The organism is Streptomyces sp. NPDC053493 (assembly GCF_044544825.1).
GTDB lineage: Bacteria > Actinomycetota > Actinomycetes > Streptomycetales > Streptomycetaceae > Streptomyces.
Genome location: NZ_JBITXS010000011.1, coordinates 1 through 16,167, shown reverse-complemented (window position 1 = coordinate 16,167; position 16,167 = coordinate 1). Strand labels below are relative to the sequence as shown.

General features: G+C 74.0%; 14 protein-coding genes. 5 read left to right on the top strand and 9 right to left on the bottom strand.

All coding sequences use genetic code 11. The features are described from left to right. Positions 1 to 31 precede the first annotated feature (31 nt). Positions 32 to 1,996 (bottom strand): amino acid transporter, encoded by a 1,965-nt coding sequence (locus tag ACIGO8_RS27130; protein WP_399735885.1) that lies wholly within the window; start codon positions 1,994 to 1,996, stop codon positions 32 to 34. Positions 1,997 to 2,440: 444 nt separating this feature from the next. Here ACIGO8_RS27130 and ACIGO8_RS27125 point away from each other — a divergent pair, with 444 nt between their 5' ends. Beyond that, positions 2,441 to 3,151 carry a VC0807 family protein gene (locus ACIGO8_RS27125; protein ID WP_399735882.1) on the top strand — a complete coding sequence of 237 codons (711 nt, stop codon included), beginning with the start codon at positions 2,441 to 2,443 and terminating at the stop codon, positions 3,149 to 3,151. 363 nt (positions 3,152 to 3,514) lie between these two features. Beyond that, on the top strand, positions 3,515 to 5,575 hold the full coding sequence (locus ACIGO8_RS27120) for a SpoIIE family protein phosphatase (protein ID WP_399735879.1): 2,061 nt from the start codon (positions 3,515 to 3,517) through the stop codon (positions 5,573 to 5,575). A gap of 34 nt (positions 5,576 to 5,609) precedes the next feature. Here ACIGO8_RS27120 and ACIGO8_RS27115 read toward each other — a convergent pair whose 3' ends face one another. The 3 genes from ACIGO8_RS27115 to ACIGO8_RS27105 form a co-directional block, all read right to left on the bottom strand. Further along, positions 5,610 to 6,062 (bottom strand): SRPBCC family protein, encoded by a 453-nt coding sequence (locus ACIGO8_RS27115; RefSeq protein ID WP_399735876.1) that lies wholly within the window; start codon positions 6,060 to 6,062, stop codon positions 5,610 to 5,612. A 68-nt stretch (positions 6,063 to 6,130) separates the two neighbouring features. Beyond that, on the bottom strand, positions 6,131 to 6,757 hold the full coding sequence (locus tag ACIGO8_RS27110) for a DinB family protein (RefSeq protein WP_399735874.1): 627 nt from the start codon (positions 6,755 to 6,757) through the stop codon (positions 6,131 to 6,133). 149 nt (positions 6,758 to 6,906) lie between these two features. Beyond that, the gene (locus ACIGO8_RS27105; RefSeq protein ID WP_399735871.1) at positions 6,907 to 7,380 is read right to left on the bottom strand and encodes an Lrp/AsnC family transcriptional regulator; all 474 of its coding nucleotides are present in this window, start codon (positions 7,378 to 7,380) and stop codon (positions 6,907 to 6,909) included. 291 nt (positions 7,381 to 7,671) lie between these two features. Here ACIGO8_RS27105 and ACIGO8_RS27100 point away from each other — a divergent pair, with 291 nt between their 5' ends. Both ACIGO8_RS27100 and ACIGO8_RS27095 read left to right on the top strand, forming a co-directional pair. After that, complete coding sequence (locus ACIGO8_RS27100; protein ID WP_399736410.1) at positions 7,672 to 9,240, top strand: FUSC family protein; 1,569 nt, start codon at positions 7,672 to 7,674, stop codon at positions 9,238 to 9,240. Between the two features lie 139 nt (positions 9,241 to 9,379). Continuing rightward, positions 9,380 to 10,426 (top strand): lactonase family protein, encoded by a 1,047-nt coding sequence (locus tag ACIGO8_RS27095; protein ID WP_399736408.1) that lies wholly within the window; start codon positions 9,380 to 9,382, stop codon positions 10,424 to 10,426. Positions 10,427 to 10,550: 124 nt separating this feature from the next. Here ACIGO8_RS27095 and ACIGO8_RS27090 read toward each other — a convergent pair whose 3' ends face one another. The 5 genes from ACIGO8_RS27090 to ACIGO8_RS27070 all read right to left on the bottom strand — a co-directional run bounded on the left by ACIGO8_RS27090 (position 10,551) and on the right by ACIGO8_RS27070 (position 15,571). Then, positions 10,551 to 11,468, bottom strand: a complete 918-nt coding sequence (locus ACIGO8_RS27090; RefSeq protein ID WP_399735869.1) for a hypothetical protein — start codon at positions 11,466 to 11,468, stop codon at positions 10,551 to 10,553. Between the two features lie 98 nt (positions 11,469 to 11,566). Then, positions 11,567 to 12,556: an N-acetylglucosamine kinase gene (locus ACIGO8_RS27085; RefSeq protein ID WP_399735867.1), complete on the bottom strand. Its 990-nt coding sequence runs from the start codon at positions 12,554 to 12,556 to the stop codon at positions 11,567 to 11,569. Then, positions 12,553 to 13,230 (bottom strand): uracil-DNA glycosylase, encoded by a 678-nt coding sequence (locus ACIGO8_RS27080; RefSeq protein WP_399735864.1) that lies wholly within the window; start codon positions 13,228 to 13,230, stop codon positions 12,553 to 12,555. The genes ACIGO8_RS27085 and ACIGO8_RS27080 overlap by 4 nt, the downstream gene beginning before the upstream one ends. Positions 13,231 to 13,287: 57 nt before the next feature. Further along, entirely contained in the window at positions 13,288 to 14,376 is a 1,089-nt protein-coding gene (locus ACIGO8_RS27075; RefSeq protein WP_399735861.1) for a WD40/YVTN/BNR-like repeat-containing protein, read from the bottom strand. A 109-nt stretch (positions 14,377 to 14,485) separates the two neighbouring features. Beyond that, a complete protein-coding gene (locus ACIGO8_RS27070; protein WP_399735858.1) occupies positions 14,486 to 15,571 on the bottom strand; it encodes an NADH:flavin oxidoreductase/NADH oxidase in 1,086 nt (361 codons plus the stop codon). Positions 15,572 to 15,721: 150 nt separating this feature from the next. Between ACIGO8_RS27070 and ACIGO8_RS27065 the strand changes: the two genes are divergently transcribed. Then, positions 15,722 to 16,075 (top strand): ArsR/SmtB family transcription factor, encoded by a 354-nt coding sequence (locus ACIGO8_RS27065; RefSeq protein WP_399735855.1) that lies wholly within the window; start codon positions 15,722 to 15,724, stop codon positions 16,073 to 16,075. Positions 16,076 to 16,167 lie beyond the last annotated feature (92 nt).

Below are 16,167 nucleotides of genomic sequence, written 5' to 3'. Positions count from 1 at the left end.
TGTTGACTATAGGGGAGTGGGTGCGCGGGCGTCAGCCGACGTGGACGCGCGGACGGCGCTCCCGGTCGGGCTCCGCCTCGCGGAGCACCTCGCGCGTCACCGGGGCGACCTCGCCCTGGCCGAAGAGGAAGAAGCGGACGAAGTTGGCGAAGGGATTGCCCTCGGTCCACTCGAAGTAGATGTGCGGACGGGTGCCGGTGAGGTCGCGGGCGTGCAGGAGCAGGGCCGCCAGCGCGTTGGAGACCGAGGAGCTCTCCAGCGTGAGGACGCGGTAGCGGTCGTGCAGCACCTCGCCGCGGACGGTCAGTCCGGCCTCGAACTCCGACGGGTCGGTGACCGTCACCTCGACGAAGACGAAGTCCTCGGTGGTCGGCAGGTCGTTGTCGGTGCGGATCTGCTCGATCTTGTCGCGGTACTCGGCGACGTCCCGCTGGTCCGGCTCGTTGGCGATGAAGCGCGGTGTGCGGCTCGCGATGTCGCGGACGAAGCGTTCGGCCGTCTCGTCCAGGTCGACATGGGTGACGCGCAGTTCGAAGGCGCGGCCGAGCCGGGAGAGGAGGGAGATGAGGATGATGCCGGCGATGAAGCAGGCACCGATCTTCACGCCGTCCGGGCGCTCGATGACGTTGACGACCGTGGTGTAGAGGAAGACGGCCGAGATGACGCCGAAGCCGATCGCCCAGCCGCGCTGCCCGGCCTTGCGGGCGGCGATGGTCACGGCGATGGCCGCGGAGCAGATCAGCACCAGCACACCGGTCGCGTACGCGCCGCCCTGCGCGTCGACGTCCGCGTCGAAGAGCCAGGTCACGAGGAAGGCGACCAGCGTGAAGACGATGACCATGGGGCGCACGGCGCGGGCCCAGTGCGGGGCCATGCCGTACTTGGGCAGATAGCGGGGCATCAGATTGAGCAGGCCGGCCATGGCGGAGGCGCCCGCGAACCACAGGATCGCGATCGTGGAGACGTCGTAGACGGTGCCGAAGGTGTTGCCGAGGTACTCGTGGGCGAGGTAGGCGAGCGCGCGGCCGTTGGCCTTGCCGCCGGACTCGAACTCCTCGTGCGGGATGAGCACGGTGGTGATGAAGCTGGTGCAGATGAGGAAGACGCTCATGACGAGCGCGGCGGTGGTCAGCAGCTTCTTCGTGCCGCGGATCCGGCCGGCGGGCCGGGCCTCGGTGTCGTCCTCGGCGCCCTTGACGTGCGGCATGACGGCGACGCCGGTCTCGAATCCGGACAGGCCGAGCGCCAGCTTCGGGAAGACGACGAGCGCGACGCCGATCATCGCGAAGGCGTTGCCGTGCTCGGTGGTCAGGGCGGCGGACCAGTCGGTGACGACATGGCCCTCGGTGACCACGTGCCACAGACCGGTGACGACGACGACGGCGTTCAGCGCCAGATAGGCGCCGACCAGCGCGACCGCGACGCCGATGGCCTCCAGGAAGCCCTTCAGGAAGACGGCGCCGAGCAGCGCGATCAGGATCAGCGTGATCAGCACCTGCTTGTCGTGAAGGGCGTTCTCGAGGTGCGGGTTCTCCACCAGGTGGGTGGAGGCGTCCGCCGCCGAGAGCGTGATCGTGATCAGGAAGTCCGTCGCGGCGAAGCCCAGCAGGGTCAGGACGAACAGCTTGCCCTGCCAGAAGGAGAGCAGCCGCGAGAGCATCGCGATCGAGCCCTCGCCGTGCGGGCTCTCCTCCGCCACCCGGCGGTAGACCGGCAGCGCGCCCCCCAGGGTGACGACGACGAGCACGACCGTCGCGACGGGAGAGAGCAGACCGGCCGCGAGGGCGGCGATGCCCGGCTGGTAGCCGAGGGTCGAGAAGTAGTCGACACCGGTGAGGCACATGACCCGCCACCAGGGCTGGCCCTTGTGCTCGGGCGCCGGCTCGGCGGCCTCGGGCGGGGCCGTGGCGGTGGACCGCGCCTTGCCCATGTCGGACAGCCCCTCCAGCATCCATGCGCGCAGGCGGCTGGTTCGGTCGGCGGGCGGGGTGGCCATGGAAAGACTCCTGCTGTCCGGTGGGCGACGTGGTAGTCGGATTTCGGCCATCGCACGGACGGCGGCCGAGTCAGCGTACGCACGGCACGCGTCCGCGACGGTCCGGAGCCCGTCAGGAAAGCGTCAAGATCGCCCCTGCGGGCGTTGCCCTCGTCACACCGGCCGCGACCGGTGCGCCGACCCGCGCCGTCCGGCCGAATCCGTTCGCCCGCCGAGTCGTTTGCCCGCCGAATCCGTTCGCCCGCCGCGGCCGGTCGCGCGACCGGTGCGCCGTCCCGTCCGGGGCGTCCCTCCGGGCGGCCCCGCCGACATGGCGGAAAAGAATCGGAGCTCCGCCCTCCGGACAGCTTGAAGATCATTTTGGTCGGATGCACCTTGTGACGCCCGCTCCGCCGCGCCTAGCGTGCCGATGCCGCACCGACCAGCACCACCTCAGGGGGAACCATGTCCGCACCACACGCCCAACCCGCCGCCCCGGCGCGCTCGGGCGCAGCCGTCGCCATCGGCTGGCTGCTCACCATCGGCCTGAACGTCGTGGCGCCCATCCTCACGTACGGGGCCCTCGAGGACCGCGGCTGGAGTGAGTTCTCCGCGCTCCTCGTCAGCGGCGCGTGGCCGGTTCTCGACACCGTGATCCATCTCGTCTGGCACCGGAAGATGGACGAGTTCGCGGTCGTCACGCTCTTCCTGCTCGCCCTCACGGCCGTCGTCTCGCTCGTCGGCGCCCACTCCACCCGGGCCCTGCTCGTCAAGGACTCGGCCGTGACCGGCCTCTTCGGCATCCTGTGTCTCGGCACCCTGCTGGCGCCCAAGCCGCTCATGTTCTACTTCGGCCGGCGCTTCTCCACCGACGGCACGCCCGAGAGCCACGCCTGGTGGAACGGCCTGTGGCACCTCGAGGGCTTCCGGGCCGTCATGCGCCTCATGACGATCGTCTGGGGCACCGCCTACCTCGTCGAGGCCGCCGTCCGCATCGTGCTCTCCTACGTGCTGTCCACCGACACGATGGTGGTCGTGAACCCGTTCCTCATCTACGGCACGCTCGGCCTGCTCGTCCTGTGGACCGTCCGCACCGCCAAGCGCTCCCGCGCGGAAGGCGAGGCCAGGGCCGCGGAGGCGGCCGCCACGGCCGCGGCGGCCGGCGCGAAGGCCTGACCCGCGCGGGCGAGGGGCCGGCTTTCCGGAAGCCCGGGCCGCCGGCCCCTTGCCGCGCCCGGCCCCTTGCCGCGCCCGGCCCCTTGCCGCGCCCGGCCCCTCGCCGCGCCCGGCCGCCCGCGCCGGCCCGGCCTCCGCGCCCGGCCCCACGCGGCCGCCCCACACGTCCCGTACGCCCTGCCCGCACGTCCGTACCGGCGCCGCCGGGCCCGTACGGGCGCCCTCGGGCCCGTATCGCCGCCCTCGGAAGTTCACGCCCGGCCGATCCGCGCAGCGCCCACCCCTGACGTCTCATATAGGGTGATTCGATAGGAATCGCGGGATTTCGCCCCACGGGGCCCGGCCGATGCGTAGGTCGATGCGTTGGACACTCACCAGTCGCCGAGCAGGGTTCCGCAGCCGCCCCGGGCGGCCGTCGGTTACGCGGGCGTGCTCAACGACCTGTTGCCGATCGCGCTGTGGCGCGAGGACGCGCACGGCCGCATCGTCGAGTGGTCGCTGGCCGCGCAGGACCTGCTCGGACACCGCGCCGAGGACGTCATCGGCCGGCTCGCCACCCCGCTCCTCGTGCCCGACGCCAACCGGGAGCTGGCCGAACGCCTGACCCGCCAGGTCCAGGCCGGCGAGACCGTCGTCGGCACCCTGCCCGTCCGGCACCGCGACGGCCACTCCATCGCCATGGAGATGTGGATCGTGCCCGCCGCCGATCCGGAGGGCCGGCCCGGCGCCATGCTGATCGCCTTCGAGACCTCGCAGGTCCTGAAGATGCGCGACTCGCTCGCCGCCCTCGAGTCCCTCTTCACCCAGTCGCCGATCGGCCTCGCCACCCTCGGCCCCGACCTGCGCTTCGTCCGCGTCAACGACGCCCTCGCCCGGATGAACGGCATGCCGCCCTCCGCCCACGTGGGCCGACGCCTCACCGAGGTCGTGCCCGGCGTCAACGCCGGCGCCCTCGAAGCCCTCATGCGGCGCGTCCTCGACACGGGCGTCGCCGTCGTCGACGCCCGCCGGGCCGGCCGTACGCCCGCCGACCCCGACCACGACCACATCTGGTCCAACTCCTACGCACCGCTCCTCGACCACGGCGGCCGCCCTCTCGGCATCATCGCCTCCCTCATCGACATCACCGAGAGCCAGCAGGCCCACATCGAGGTCGAACGCGCCCGGCACCGCTTCGCCCTCCTCGCCGAGGCCGGCGAACGCATCGGCACCACCCTCGACCTGCGGCAGACCGCGGAGGAGGTGGCGAGCTTCCTGGTGCCCCAGCTCGCCGACTCCGCCGACGTCCAGCTCCTCGAATCCGTCCTCGACCCCGACGAGTCCACCGCCGCCACCCGCGGCGTGCTGCGCCGCCTCGCCGTCCGCTTCCCCGACCCGACCGCGCCCACCGCCCTCCTCGCCGTCGGCCAGACCTTCCAGATCCCGCTGGACTCGGTGTACGAGGAGGTCATCACCGAGGCCCGCGCCATGGACCTGACCGTCGGCGACATCCCCGCCCTCATCCGCGACCCGCGGCTCGAGGCCCTGCGTCGCTATCTCGCCACCCGCATCGGCTCGGCCCGGCTGATCCCGCTGGTCGCCCGCGGCAAGGTGCTCGGTACGGTCTCGGTGACCCGGCTGCGCACCCGCGAACCCTTCGACGAGGAGGACCGGGTCCTGATCAACGACGTGGTGTCCCGCGCCGCGCTCAACATCGACAACGCGCGCCTCTACACCACCCAGCGGCAGGCCGCCCGCACCCTCCAGCGCAGCCTCACCAACAACGCCCTGCCCGATGTCACCGGCCTGGAGCTCACCGGCCGCTATCTGCCGGCCAGCGACCACGACGTCGGCGGCGACTGGTTCGACGTGGTCGCACTGCCGGGCGGCCGCACCGGCCTGGTCATCGGTGACGTCATGGGCCACGGCATCCACGCGGCGGCCGTCATGGGGCAGCTGCGCACCGCCGTCCGCACCCTGGCCCGACACGACATCGCACCCGAGCGCATGCTGAGCTCCCTGGACGCCGTCATCGCCGACCTGGGCGAGGACGAGATGGCCACCTGCGTGTACGCGGTGCACGACCCGGCCACGGAGGTGTGGACCATCGCCCGGGCGGGGCACCCGCCGCCCGCCGTCGTCACGCCCGACGGAGACATCAGCTTCCTCGACGGCCCGCCCGGCACGCCGCTGGGCACCGGAGCCCACGCGTTCGGCACCGAGGAGGTCGCGCTCCCGGCCGGTGGGCTGCTCGTCCTCTACACCGACGGCCTCATCGAGTCCCGGGACCGCGATCTCGACCAGGGCATGGCCCGGCTCGCCCGGGCACTGCGGAACATGGACCGGCCGCTGGACGAGCTGTGCGACGAGGTCCTGGCCGGGCTCCCCGAGGGCCCGGCGCAGGACGACGTGGCGATGCTGATCGCCCGTACGAAGAAGGACTGACGCCCCGAGGGAGGGAGCAGGGCAGGGACCGACGTCAGCCGGTGGCGCCGCGCTCGAGAATCTCCTTCAGGGTCTGCTCGTCGCGGGCCATCTCCTTGCGGATGCCCGGCTTGACGACCAGCGGGACGAGCACCTTCCCCATCCCATGGCCCTCGAAGTCGAGCGAGAACGTCACCCGCGAGCGCCGGCCGCCGTCGAGCGGCTCGACGGTGCCCTCGAGGTCGGGACGGACGGGCCCCTCGGTGCCGTGCACGTGCCAGCTGCGCGGCGGGTCCACCTTGGTGAGCTCCACGTCCGTGTCGAAATCACGCCGCCCCATGTGCCGGGTCACCCTGACCTTCTCCCCGGCCTGGCCCGGCGCCCCGCTGATCCGGCGGACCCTGACCGCACTCTTCTGCCACTCCGGCAGGTGCTCGGGGTTCGTCAGATAACGGAAGACCTCCTCCGGGCGACGGGAGATGTCGACGGAGGCGTTGATCCTGGACATGTCGCCTCCTTGCGTGCGCGAGGATGGACATGTCCCATTTTCCCACGCGGGACCGTCGCCCCGCAGCGTCAGCGGCCTTCGCCGCGCGCCCGGTACAGGTCCCTGAGCAGGGCGATCTCCGCGCCGTGGTGGAGCAGCTCCTGGTTCATCCACCAGACGATGTCGAGGAACGGGTTCTCGGCGTCGCTGCCGTACGGGTAGGTGCTCAGGCCCACCGTGTCCAGGTCGGCGTCGGTGACCGCGAGCAGCGTCTTGCGCCAGCCGTGCGTCGCCTCCTCGAGGTCGGCGACGGCCGAGGCGGCGTCACCACGACCCGGAACGTCGTCCCGGGTGAGCCGACGGTCGCCCGTCGTGTACTCGGTGCGCAGCGCGAACATCTCGACGAGGTGGTTCAGGCGCCAGGCGATCGTCGTGAACGGCGCCGGGTCCGGGTGCGGCGGAGGCGTCGTGTCCCGGCCCCAGTCGCCGGCTCCGACCAGGAGCGTGGCGCGCGGGCCCGGCCCGTCCTCGTGACGCCGTACCGACCAGCAGCCCGGCACCGGCTCCCACCGGTACTCCTCGTCGGTCATCGGTCCGACGGGGACGTCCGTGCCGTTTCCGCTGTTCACCACGGGTCCGGTGAGCCGGTTCACCAGTCGCTCGCGCGCGAAGTCGAACTGCTCGAGGAGAGGGACGAGGCGGGACGGAAGGGGCATGAGACGCTCCAGGCCAGAGGATCGGTGCGCCCCGCACCCTTGCACAGAACTCCCGCCCCGGCCACGGGATTTCGCCCGACCCGGCGGCAGCGGTCGCCCGTCCCGCGGCCCGCCGCCGGCCACGGAGTCCCGCCCGTCCAGGTCCCGCCTCAGCCCGCGCCGCGTCCCACCGCCTCGACCAGCGGCAGCAGCCGGTGCGGGACCCGCTCGCGGAGCGCGATCTCGGTCCGGGTGCGGACCACCCCGGGCAGCTGGATCAGGCGCTGGATCACGTCCTCCAGATGCCCCGCGTCCCGCGCTACCACTCGCGTCAGCAGGTCGCCGCCGCCGGTGATCGAGAACGCTTCCACGATCTCCGGGACGGTGGCGAGCGCGTCGCCGACCTCGTCCAGATGGCCCTGGGTCACCTCGATGTGCACGAACGCGAGCACCGGGTGCCCGAGGGCGGCGGGGGACAGGACGGGGCCGGTGGCCGTGATCACCCCGTCCCGTTCGAGCCGGTCGATCCGCGCCTGCACGGTGCCCCGGGCCACGCCCAGGATCCGCGCGTACTCGCGCACGCTGGTCCGCGGCTGCTCGATGAGGAGCCGGAGGATGCGGGTGTCGAGCTCGTCCACCGCCATGGTCCGTTGGCCTCCTTCTGGCTGGGCCTTCCTGTCATCCACTGTACCAATGGCCCAGCTCATCGGTCGTCGGTTGAGCCAGTGGGTGGAAGAGTGCTTTCCTCTTGAACAGAGTTGGACAGATGGCGCCGCGCACGCGCCGGACCGGCGAGGTGGCCGGGATCCGGACCCGCGGCGCCATCGCCATGTCCGGACGGCGTACGACGACGAAGAGGGTGTGTGTACGACAGCGGGGGCGGAGTGACCGTCGTGAAGAAGAGCCTTGCGGTGACGACCGGCATCCTGCGGCGCATGTGCGTCGCGCCCGACCCGGGCAAGGTGCGGCTGCGGATCGCGAGCCGCGCCGTCCTCGGCGTCGGCCTCTCCGTCGCCGTGGCCGAGCTGGCCGGGCTCTCGCTGACCGCCTCCATCACGGCCGGCCTCGCCGCGCTCCTCGCGCTCTTCACCGTCGGCGACCCCACCGTGCGCCGCCAGGCGGTCACCACCGCCCTGCTGCCGCTCGCCGGCTTCCCCGTCCTCGCGCTCGCGACCGCCCTGCACGGCGCGCCCGCGCTGCGCGACGCCGCCTGGCTGCTCGTCGTGTTCGCCGGCGTGTACGCGCGGCGCTGGGGACCGCGCGGCCACGCCCTCGGCATCTTCGCCTTCATGCAGTTCTTCGTCACCCAGTTCCTGCACGCGCTGCCGGCCCAGCTGCCCGAGCTGTACGCCGCCGTGCTGCTCGCCCTGGGCACGGTCGGCACGGTCCGCTTCGTCCTCTGGTGCGTCGAGCGGCGGGTGCCGCCGCCCGCCGCCCCCGAGCCGCTGCCCGGCACCGGCCTGCACCGGCCCACCACCCGGCAGGCCTTCCAGGCCACCGCCGCCTGTGCCATCGCGCTCGCCGCCGGCCAGATCGTGTCCCACGAGCGCTGGTACTGGGCCGTCGGCACCGCCTGGTGGATCTTCGTCAACACCGCCTCGCGCGGCGAGACGCTCGTCCGGGGCTTTCGCCGGGTGGTCGGCACCGTCACCGGCATCGCCGCCGGACTGTTCGTCGCCCTGCCGCTCGGCGGCGCCCCGGCCCCGACGGCCGCCCTCGTCGCCGTCTGCGTCTTCGGCATCTTCTACACCGCGCCGCTCTCGTACAGCTGGATGATGTTCTTCGTGACCGTCATGGCGGGACTGCTGTACGGGCTCATGGGCGTCCTGCACCCCGGCCTGCTGCTGCTCCGCTTCGAGGAGACCGCGGCCGGCGCCCTCGGCGCGGCCGTCGGCGTCGCCCTGCTGCCGATCACCACCCACGCGGCCACCAACGCCTGGATCCAGCGGGCCGTGACCTGCGTGCACGCCTGCACCACCGCGGCCGCCCGGCGCCTCGCCGGCGCCCCCGAGGCCGATCCGGCCCGGCACGCCGCCGACCTCGACCTGCTCCTGGCCCGCGCGCGCCTCACCCTGGCTCCGCTGGTCCACCCGCTCAGCCCGCTGCGCGCCCGCAAGGCCCGGGCCCGCCGGGTGCTCGCGCTGCTCGACGACTGCGCCCGCGAGATCCGCGGCCTGGCCGCCGTCGCCGCCGATCCCGACGCCTCGCACGACGCCCGCCTCGTGGCGGCCGCCTGGCGCGTCGAGGCCGCCGTGCACGCCCTGGTCCCGGCCGCCGTCCCGCCGCGCCGCCCGCAGCCGGCCGCGCCGGACCTCGGAGCCGTGGCGGACACCGCGGCCGTGCCGCAGCCCGCCGCCACGCCGGACCTGCCGCACGACCTTCCCTCCCACCACCCGGGCGCAGAGGCGGCCCTGACCCATCTGCACAGCCTGGAGCAGGCCCTCGTCGCCCTGGCGACGCCGCTGCGCACCTCTCCGCGCGCGCCGCTCGCGCCCGCCGCCTGACCTCTCCGGGTCTCCCCGCCTCTCCATGGAGCTCCCGGAGTCTCACCTGGTCTAGACCGCGCCTGCTAACGTCGGCCCGGAGAACGGCCGGTCCGCCGGGCCGGCCCGGTCACCGGACAGGGGAGGCGCTGTGAGCACTGTGGATGGCACACGGACGCGGGCGTTCGTCGGCTCGTTCACGTCGGCGGGCGGCCGAGGAGTGATGACCGCCGAGCTGGACCCGGCGAGCGGCGCGCTCACCGTCACCGGGTCGAGCGACGCGGTCGCCGATCCCTCCTTCCTCGCGCTCGGCGGTCACGGCGGCGGAGCCGTCCTCTACGCCGTCTCCGAGACCGAGCAGGGCGCCGTCGCCGCCTTCGACGTCACCGGCCCCGCGCCCCGCCCGCTCGGCCCGCCCGTGGCCCTCGACGCGGCCGGTCCCACCCACCTCGCCGTCGTCGCCGGGCACGTCCTCACCGCGAACTACACCTCCGGCAGCGTCACCGCCGTGTCCCTCACCGCCGACGGCGGGCCCGGCGCCGTCTCCGGCCGGGTGCGCCACGAGGGCTCCGGTCCCGTCGCCGACCGCCAGAGCGCCCCGCACGCCCACCAGGTCCTGCCCGACCCGAGCGGCCGCTGGGTCCTCGCCGTCGACCTCGGCACCGACTCCGTGACCGTCACCGCCCTCGATCCCGCCACGGGCGCCCTGAGCCCGCACGCGACGACCGCGCTGCGGCCCGGCACCGGACCGCGCCACCTCGCCTTCCACCCGGCCGGCACCCACGCCTACGTCCTCAACGAGCTGGAGCCCACGCTCACCGTGTGCCGCTGGGACGCCGCCGGCGGCGTCCTCACGCCGCTCGGCGAGACGCCCGTCGTGCCCGACGGCGCCACCGGCCCGCAGTACCCGTCCGAGATCGTCGCCGACCCCGGCGGGCGTTTCCTGTGGGCCGCCGTACGCGGCGGCGACACCCTCGCCGTCCTCGCCCTCGACGCGTCCGGCGCCACGGCCCGGCTGACCGCCTCGGTGCCCTGCGGCGGCCACTGGCCGCGCGACCTCGCCCTCGGCCCCACCGGGCGGCACCTCTACGCGGCGAACGAGCGCTCCGGCGACGTCACCTGGTTCTCGCTCGACCCGGCGACCGGCCTGCCCGAGCGCGTCGGCGCGATCCCGGCACCGGCCGCCTCCTGCGTCGTCTTCGGCTGACCGCGCGCCCGACGCACGAGGCGTGTGACGTGTACGGGACCGTGTACGGGAAGGGCCCGCACCGGATTCCTCCGGTGCGGGCCCTTCCCGTCACGGTCACGCGGTCGAGACGACCTCGGCGCACTCAGTGCACCGGCGAACCCTGCTGCGGGGCGATGCCGAGCGCCGCCATGTACTGCGAGAGCACCAGCCGGCCGATCGCCGGGTACGCGCCCAGCGCCTCGGCCGCCGCGCAGCCCGCCTCCTTCGCCGCCGCGTCCAGCAGCCCCTCGGCCAGCTCGGGACCGATCAGGTACGGGGCGAGCGCCAGCTGCTCCGAACCCGCGCCGCGCAGCTGCTCGGCGATCGCGGTGATCGAACCCTCCTGGTCCAGCGCCGCGGCCATCACCGGCACCGCGAGCCGGGCCGCCAGCAGCATGCCGGTGATCCCGGCGGCCTGCACCGCCTCCTCGCCGCCGACCGTGGCCAGGATGATGCCGTCGGCCGCCGTGGCGACCGTGAACAGCCGGGCGCGGTCGGCACGGGCCAGACCGGCCTCGGAGAGCCGCACGTGCAGCGCCTCGGCGAGCAGCGGGTGCGGGCCGAGCACGTCGGTCAGCTCGGCGTTGTTGCCGGCGTCCATGACGGCCTGGCGGATCTGCCGGGTCAGCGCGCTGTCGGGACCCGCGAGCAGCGGGACCACGACTGCCGCCGGACCCTCCGGGGCGGCGACCTCGCGGCCCGCGGCCACGGCGATCTCGTACCGCTCGGTGCGCAGGGCCGAGGCCCGCGTCAGCACCGACGTGAGGGTCGGGTACTCGGCGTCGTCGCCGTCCAGCCAGCCGATCACGGCCTCCAGGCCGGGCAGCTCGGAGCGGGCGATGCTCACGACCTCTTCGGCCAGCGAGCGTATGGCGGCCGACGGCACGCCGGGGACGGCGAGAACCAGTGCCGCCGCGCCCTCGGGCGCCACCACGGGTTCAGGGCGACGGTGCCGTCCGGACTGTCGGGGTCGCGGCATTCGTACGGGCAGGCCGGGAGTGGGCCCAGTGGGGGAGCTCATGGCGCCGCATGCTACTGGTTTCGCCCGCCGTCCCGTGCGCTGAGGTGCGGTCGAGCGACGTCTGCCCCGCTATGTCCGAACTGGCCGGGAACCGCCGTTTACCTGGTGACTTGGAGCAGGCGGGGATCCTCCGGCAGACGGAGCCCTTCCTGCGCGAGCGCGACCGCGATCGCCACCGCCCCGGCCGTCGGATCTCCCGCCGCCGGCACCTCCCGTGCGTCCGGCAGCAGCAGGGCGAGTTCCTCGCGCAGCGGCCCGAGCAGCGGCTCGCCCATCGCGAACAGGCCGCCGGTCAGCGCCACTTCGGCCGGGGCGCCGGTGGGACAGGCGGCCGCGGCGGCCTCCGCGACATGGCGGGCCGCCCGCCGCAGGATGTCCGCCGCCACCGGGTCGCCGGCGACGGCACGGCCGGCCACCTCCGGCGCGAACGAGGCGAGGACCGCCGGCCGGTCGGTGCGCGGGTAGAGCGCCGCCGGCAACCCGGCCGCGGGGCCGAAGAGTTCCTCGGCGCGCGCGAGCAAGGGCGCCGAGCCGCCGCGCCGCCCGTCGTACGCCCGCATCGCGGCCTCCAGGCCCGCCCGGCCGATCCAGGCGCCGCTGCCGCAGTCGCCGAGCAGATGGCCCCAGCCGTCCGCCCGGCGCCAGCCGGACAGGTCGGTGCCGAGCGCGATCAGACCGGTGCCGCCCGCGACGACCACGCCCGGCCGCTGACCGAGCGCTCCGGCGTACGCGGTGACGGCGTCGGCCGCCAGCGCGAGCCGCCGTACGCCCCAGGCCCGTTCGAGCCCGCCGGGCAGCTCGGCCCGCAACCGGTCGCCGAGCGTCGCCATCCCGGCCGCGCCCACGGCGACCGCGACGATCCGCTCGCCGCCCCGGTCCCGGCCGTCGTGCGCCATCGCGTCGACCGCGGGCAGCAGCCGCTCCAGCAGGTGCCCGGCGTCGATCCCGCCGGCGCCGGTCGGCACCGGCTCGCGCGAGGTGACCGTCTCCAGGACCCGGCCGTCCTCGGCCCGCGCGAGCGCGATCCGCAGGCCCGAGCCGCCGGAGTCGACACCGACGACGAGGTCCCGTCCGGGCGCGGCCGTCACGGCAGCTGCCAGTCCACGGGCTGGGCGCCCTGGCGCAGCAGCAGTTCGTTGGTGCGGCTGAACGGCCGGGAGCCGAAGAAGCCGCGGTCGGCGGACATGGGCGAGGGATGCGAGGACTCGATGGCCGGCAGATTGCCGAGCAGCGGCCGCAGATTGCGGGCGTCCCGGCCCCACAGCACGGACACCAGCGGCTTGCCGCGCGCGGCGAGCGCCCGGATCGCCTGCTCCGTGACGGCCTCCCAGCCCTTGTCCCGGTGCGCGCCCGGCCGGCGCGGCGCCGTGGTGAGCGCCCTGTTGAGCAGCAGGACGCCCTGCCGGGTCCACGGCGTCAGATCGCCGTTCGAGGGCCGCGGGAGGCCCAGGTCGGTGTTCATCTCCCGGAAGATGTTCTCCAGGCTCGGCGGCAGCGGACGCACGTCCGGCGCCACGGAGAAGCTCAGGCCCACGGCGTGGCCGGGCGTCGGATAGGGGTCCTGGCCGACGATGAGGACCCGCACCTCGTCGAAGGGCTGCTGGAACGCCCGCAGGACGTTCGCTCCCGCCGGCAGGTAGGTCCGCCCGGCGGCGATCTCCTGCCGGAGGAAGTCGCCCATCGCGGCGATGCGTTCGGCCACCGGCGCGAGCGCGTGCGCCCACCCGGCCTCGACGATTTCGTTCAACGGTCGTGCTGCCACGCCGTCACTCTACTGGCGCACCGCGGCACTCCCGTCCGGCCGCGGGCCCGCCCGGCTTCAGCCGATCACCGCCGCTCTGACGCACAGCACGTCCGGCAGGTGCTCGGCGAGCAGCTGCCAGCTGTCCCCGTCGTCCGCGCTCGCGTACACCTCGCCGTTGCGGTTGCCGAAGTAGACGCCGGCCGGGTCGCCGTCGTCCGTGCACAGCGCGTCCCGCAGCACCGTGCCGTAATGGTCGCCCTCGGGAAGCCCCTTGGAGAGCGGCTCCCAGCTGGCGCCCGCGTCGGTGGTCCGGTAGACGCGGCAGCGCCGGCCGGCGGGCACACGGTCGGAGTCGGCGTTGAGCGGGAAGAGGTAGGCGGTGTCCGGCCGGTGCGGGTGGGCGGCGACGGCGAAGCCGAAGTCGGAGGGCAGCCCGTCACCGATGTCGGTCCACCGGCCGCCTCCGTCGTCGCTGCGGAAGACGCCCCAGTGGTTCTGCAGATAGAGCCGGTCGAGGTCGCCGGCGTCCTGGGCGACCTTGTGCACGCACTGCCCGAACTCCGGGTTCGGGTCGGGCAGGAAGACCGCCGACACGCCCTGATTGGCGGGCGCCCAGCTCGCGCCGCCGTCGCGCGAGCGGAAGACGCCCGCGGTCGACACGGCGACCGCCACCGTGTCCGGGTCGCGGGCGTCGGTGACGACGGTGTGCACCGCCTCGCCACCACCGCCGGGCACCCACCGGTCGCGCGTCGGGTGCTCCCACAGCGGGCGCACCAGCTCGAAGGACTCGCCGCCGTCGGTGGACCGGAAGAGCGCGGCCGGCTCCGTCCCCGCGTACACGACGTCGGGGGAGTGCGCGGGCGCCGGGTGCAGCTGCCAGACCCGCTCCAGGGAGGCGCCGGTGTCCTGCGGGAACCGGACCGCCGGTCTGCTCGGCTCCGTCCAGGTCCGGCCCAGGTCGTCGGAGTGGAAGACCGAGGGCCCCCAGTGCGAACTGTCCCCGCCGACGAGGATCCTGGGCGTGGTCCGACGCCGGTCGATCGCGACCGAATAGATCGCCTGCGCGTTGAAGTACGGCTCGTCGTCGAACTCCCACCGGCCGTCTCGCCCGCGGCCGACGAACAGACCCTTGCGGGTGCCCACGGTCAGTAGCACGTCGGTCATGCCGACACCTCCAGGACGCCGTTGTCTCAGATACGGGCCAGTCTGCACCCGACCACTGACAACGGCCCCCGGAGGCGGCTGCGCCGCAGGTGGGAGGCGTGTTGCGGGCTCAGTGGGCGCGCGCGTACTGGGGCGGGACGGCGACCTCGGCGCCCAGTTCGCGGGCCGCGCGGCGCGGCCAGGACGGGTCGCGCAGCAGCTCGCGGCCGAGCAGGACGGCGTCCGCCTCGCCGTTCGCGACGATCTTCTCGGCCTGCTCGCTCTCGGTGATCAGACCCACGGCCGCCACGGGCAGCCCGGTCTCCTCGCGCACGCGGGCGGCGAAGGGCACCTGATAGCCCGGGCCCACCGGGATGCGGGCGGGGCCGCCGTTGCCGCCGGTGGACACGTCGAGCAGGTCGACGCCGTGCGCGCGCAGCAGGGCGGCCAGGCGCACGGTCTCGTCCGCCGTCCAGCCCTGCTCCTCGAGCCAGTCGGTGGCCGAGACGCGGAAGAAGAGGGGCAGTTCCTCGGGCCACACGGCGCGCACGGCGTCGACGACCTCCAGGGCCAGGCGCGTACGGTTCTCGAACGAGCCGCCGTACGCGTCGGTGCGCCGGTTGCTGTACGGGGAGAGGAACTGGCCGAGCAGGTAGCCGTGGGCGCCGTGCACCTCCAGGACCCGGAAGCCGGCCGCGAGGGCCCGCCGCGCCGCGTCCACGAACTGCCCCGTGATCTCACGGATCTGCTCGACCGTCAGCTCGGCCGGCTCGACGTGCCGCTCGTCGTAGGCGACCGGGCTGGGACCGACCGGCTGCCAGGACAGCCCGGAGTCGGGGTCGACGGGCCCGCTGCCCTCCCAGGGGCGCCGGGTGGCGGCCTTGCGGCCGGCATGGCCGATCTGGATGCCCGGCACGGTGCCGTGCGCGGTCAGGAAGCCGGTGATCCGGCGCAGCCCCTCGATGTGCGCGTCGTCCCAGATGCCGAGGTCGTACGGGCTGATCCGGCCCTCGGGCGCGACGGCGGTCGCCTCCAGGAGGATCAGTCCGGCCCCACCGGTCGCGCGGGCCGCGTAGTGCGCGAAGTGCCAGTCGCGCGCCGCGCCCGCGCCCGGTCCCGTCGGCTCCGCCGAGTACTGGCACATCGGTGCCATCCAGACGCGGTGGGGGAAGGTGACGGACCGGAGGGTGAGGGGCTCGAACAGGGCGGCGCTCATGGCGGACTCCGTTTTTCGGCGTGACAGGTGCTGCCGGGGGCTGGCTGCCGGGGCACTCGTACGATACCCATCGTAGTACGGCGACTGTCAAACTACGAGGCTTCTCGTACAATGGTGCGCATCATCCCCGAGAGCCGTGGAGCCGCCGCCGTGACGACCGCGACCAACGCCCGGGTCCTGGACCACCCCGCGCGCGAGGAGATCCGCCTCGAAGCCGTGCTGCACGCGCTCTCGGACCCGGTACGGCTGCGCATCGTGCGCGCCATGGCCCGCGGCGGCGCGGACGCCTTCAGCTGCTCGTACTTCGACCTGCCGGTGACCAAGTCGACCAGTACGCACCACTTCCGCGTACTGCGCGAGAGCGGCGTCGTGCGGCAGCTCTACCGGGGCACCGCCAAGCTGAACATGCTCCGCCGCGACGACCTCGACGCGCTCTTCCCCGGTCTCCTCGACGGCGTCCTCGCCGCGGCCGAGGCCCAGGCCGACCGCCTCGGCGCGCCCTAGGTGTATTGATCACGAGCGTTGTTGACAGTCGCGGGTCTTGATCATGGCGAAGACCTCCGGTGTGGTGGAGGTGTCTAGGCTTCACCGCACAC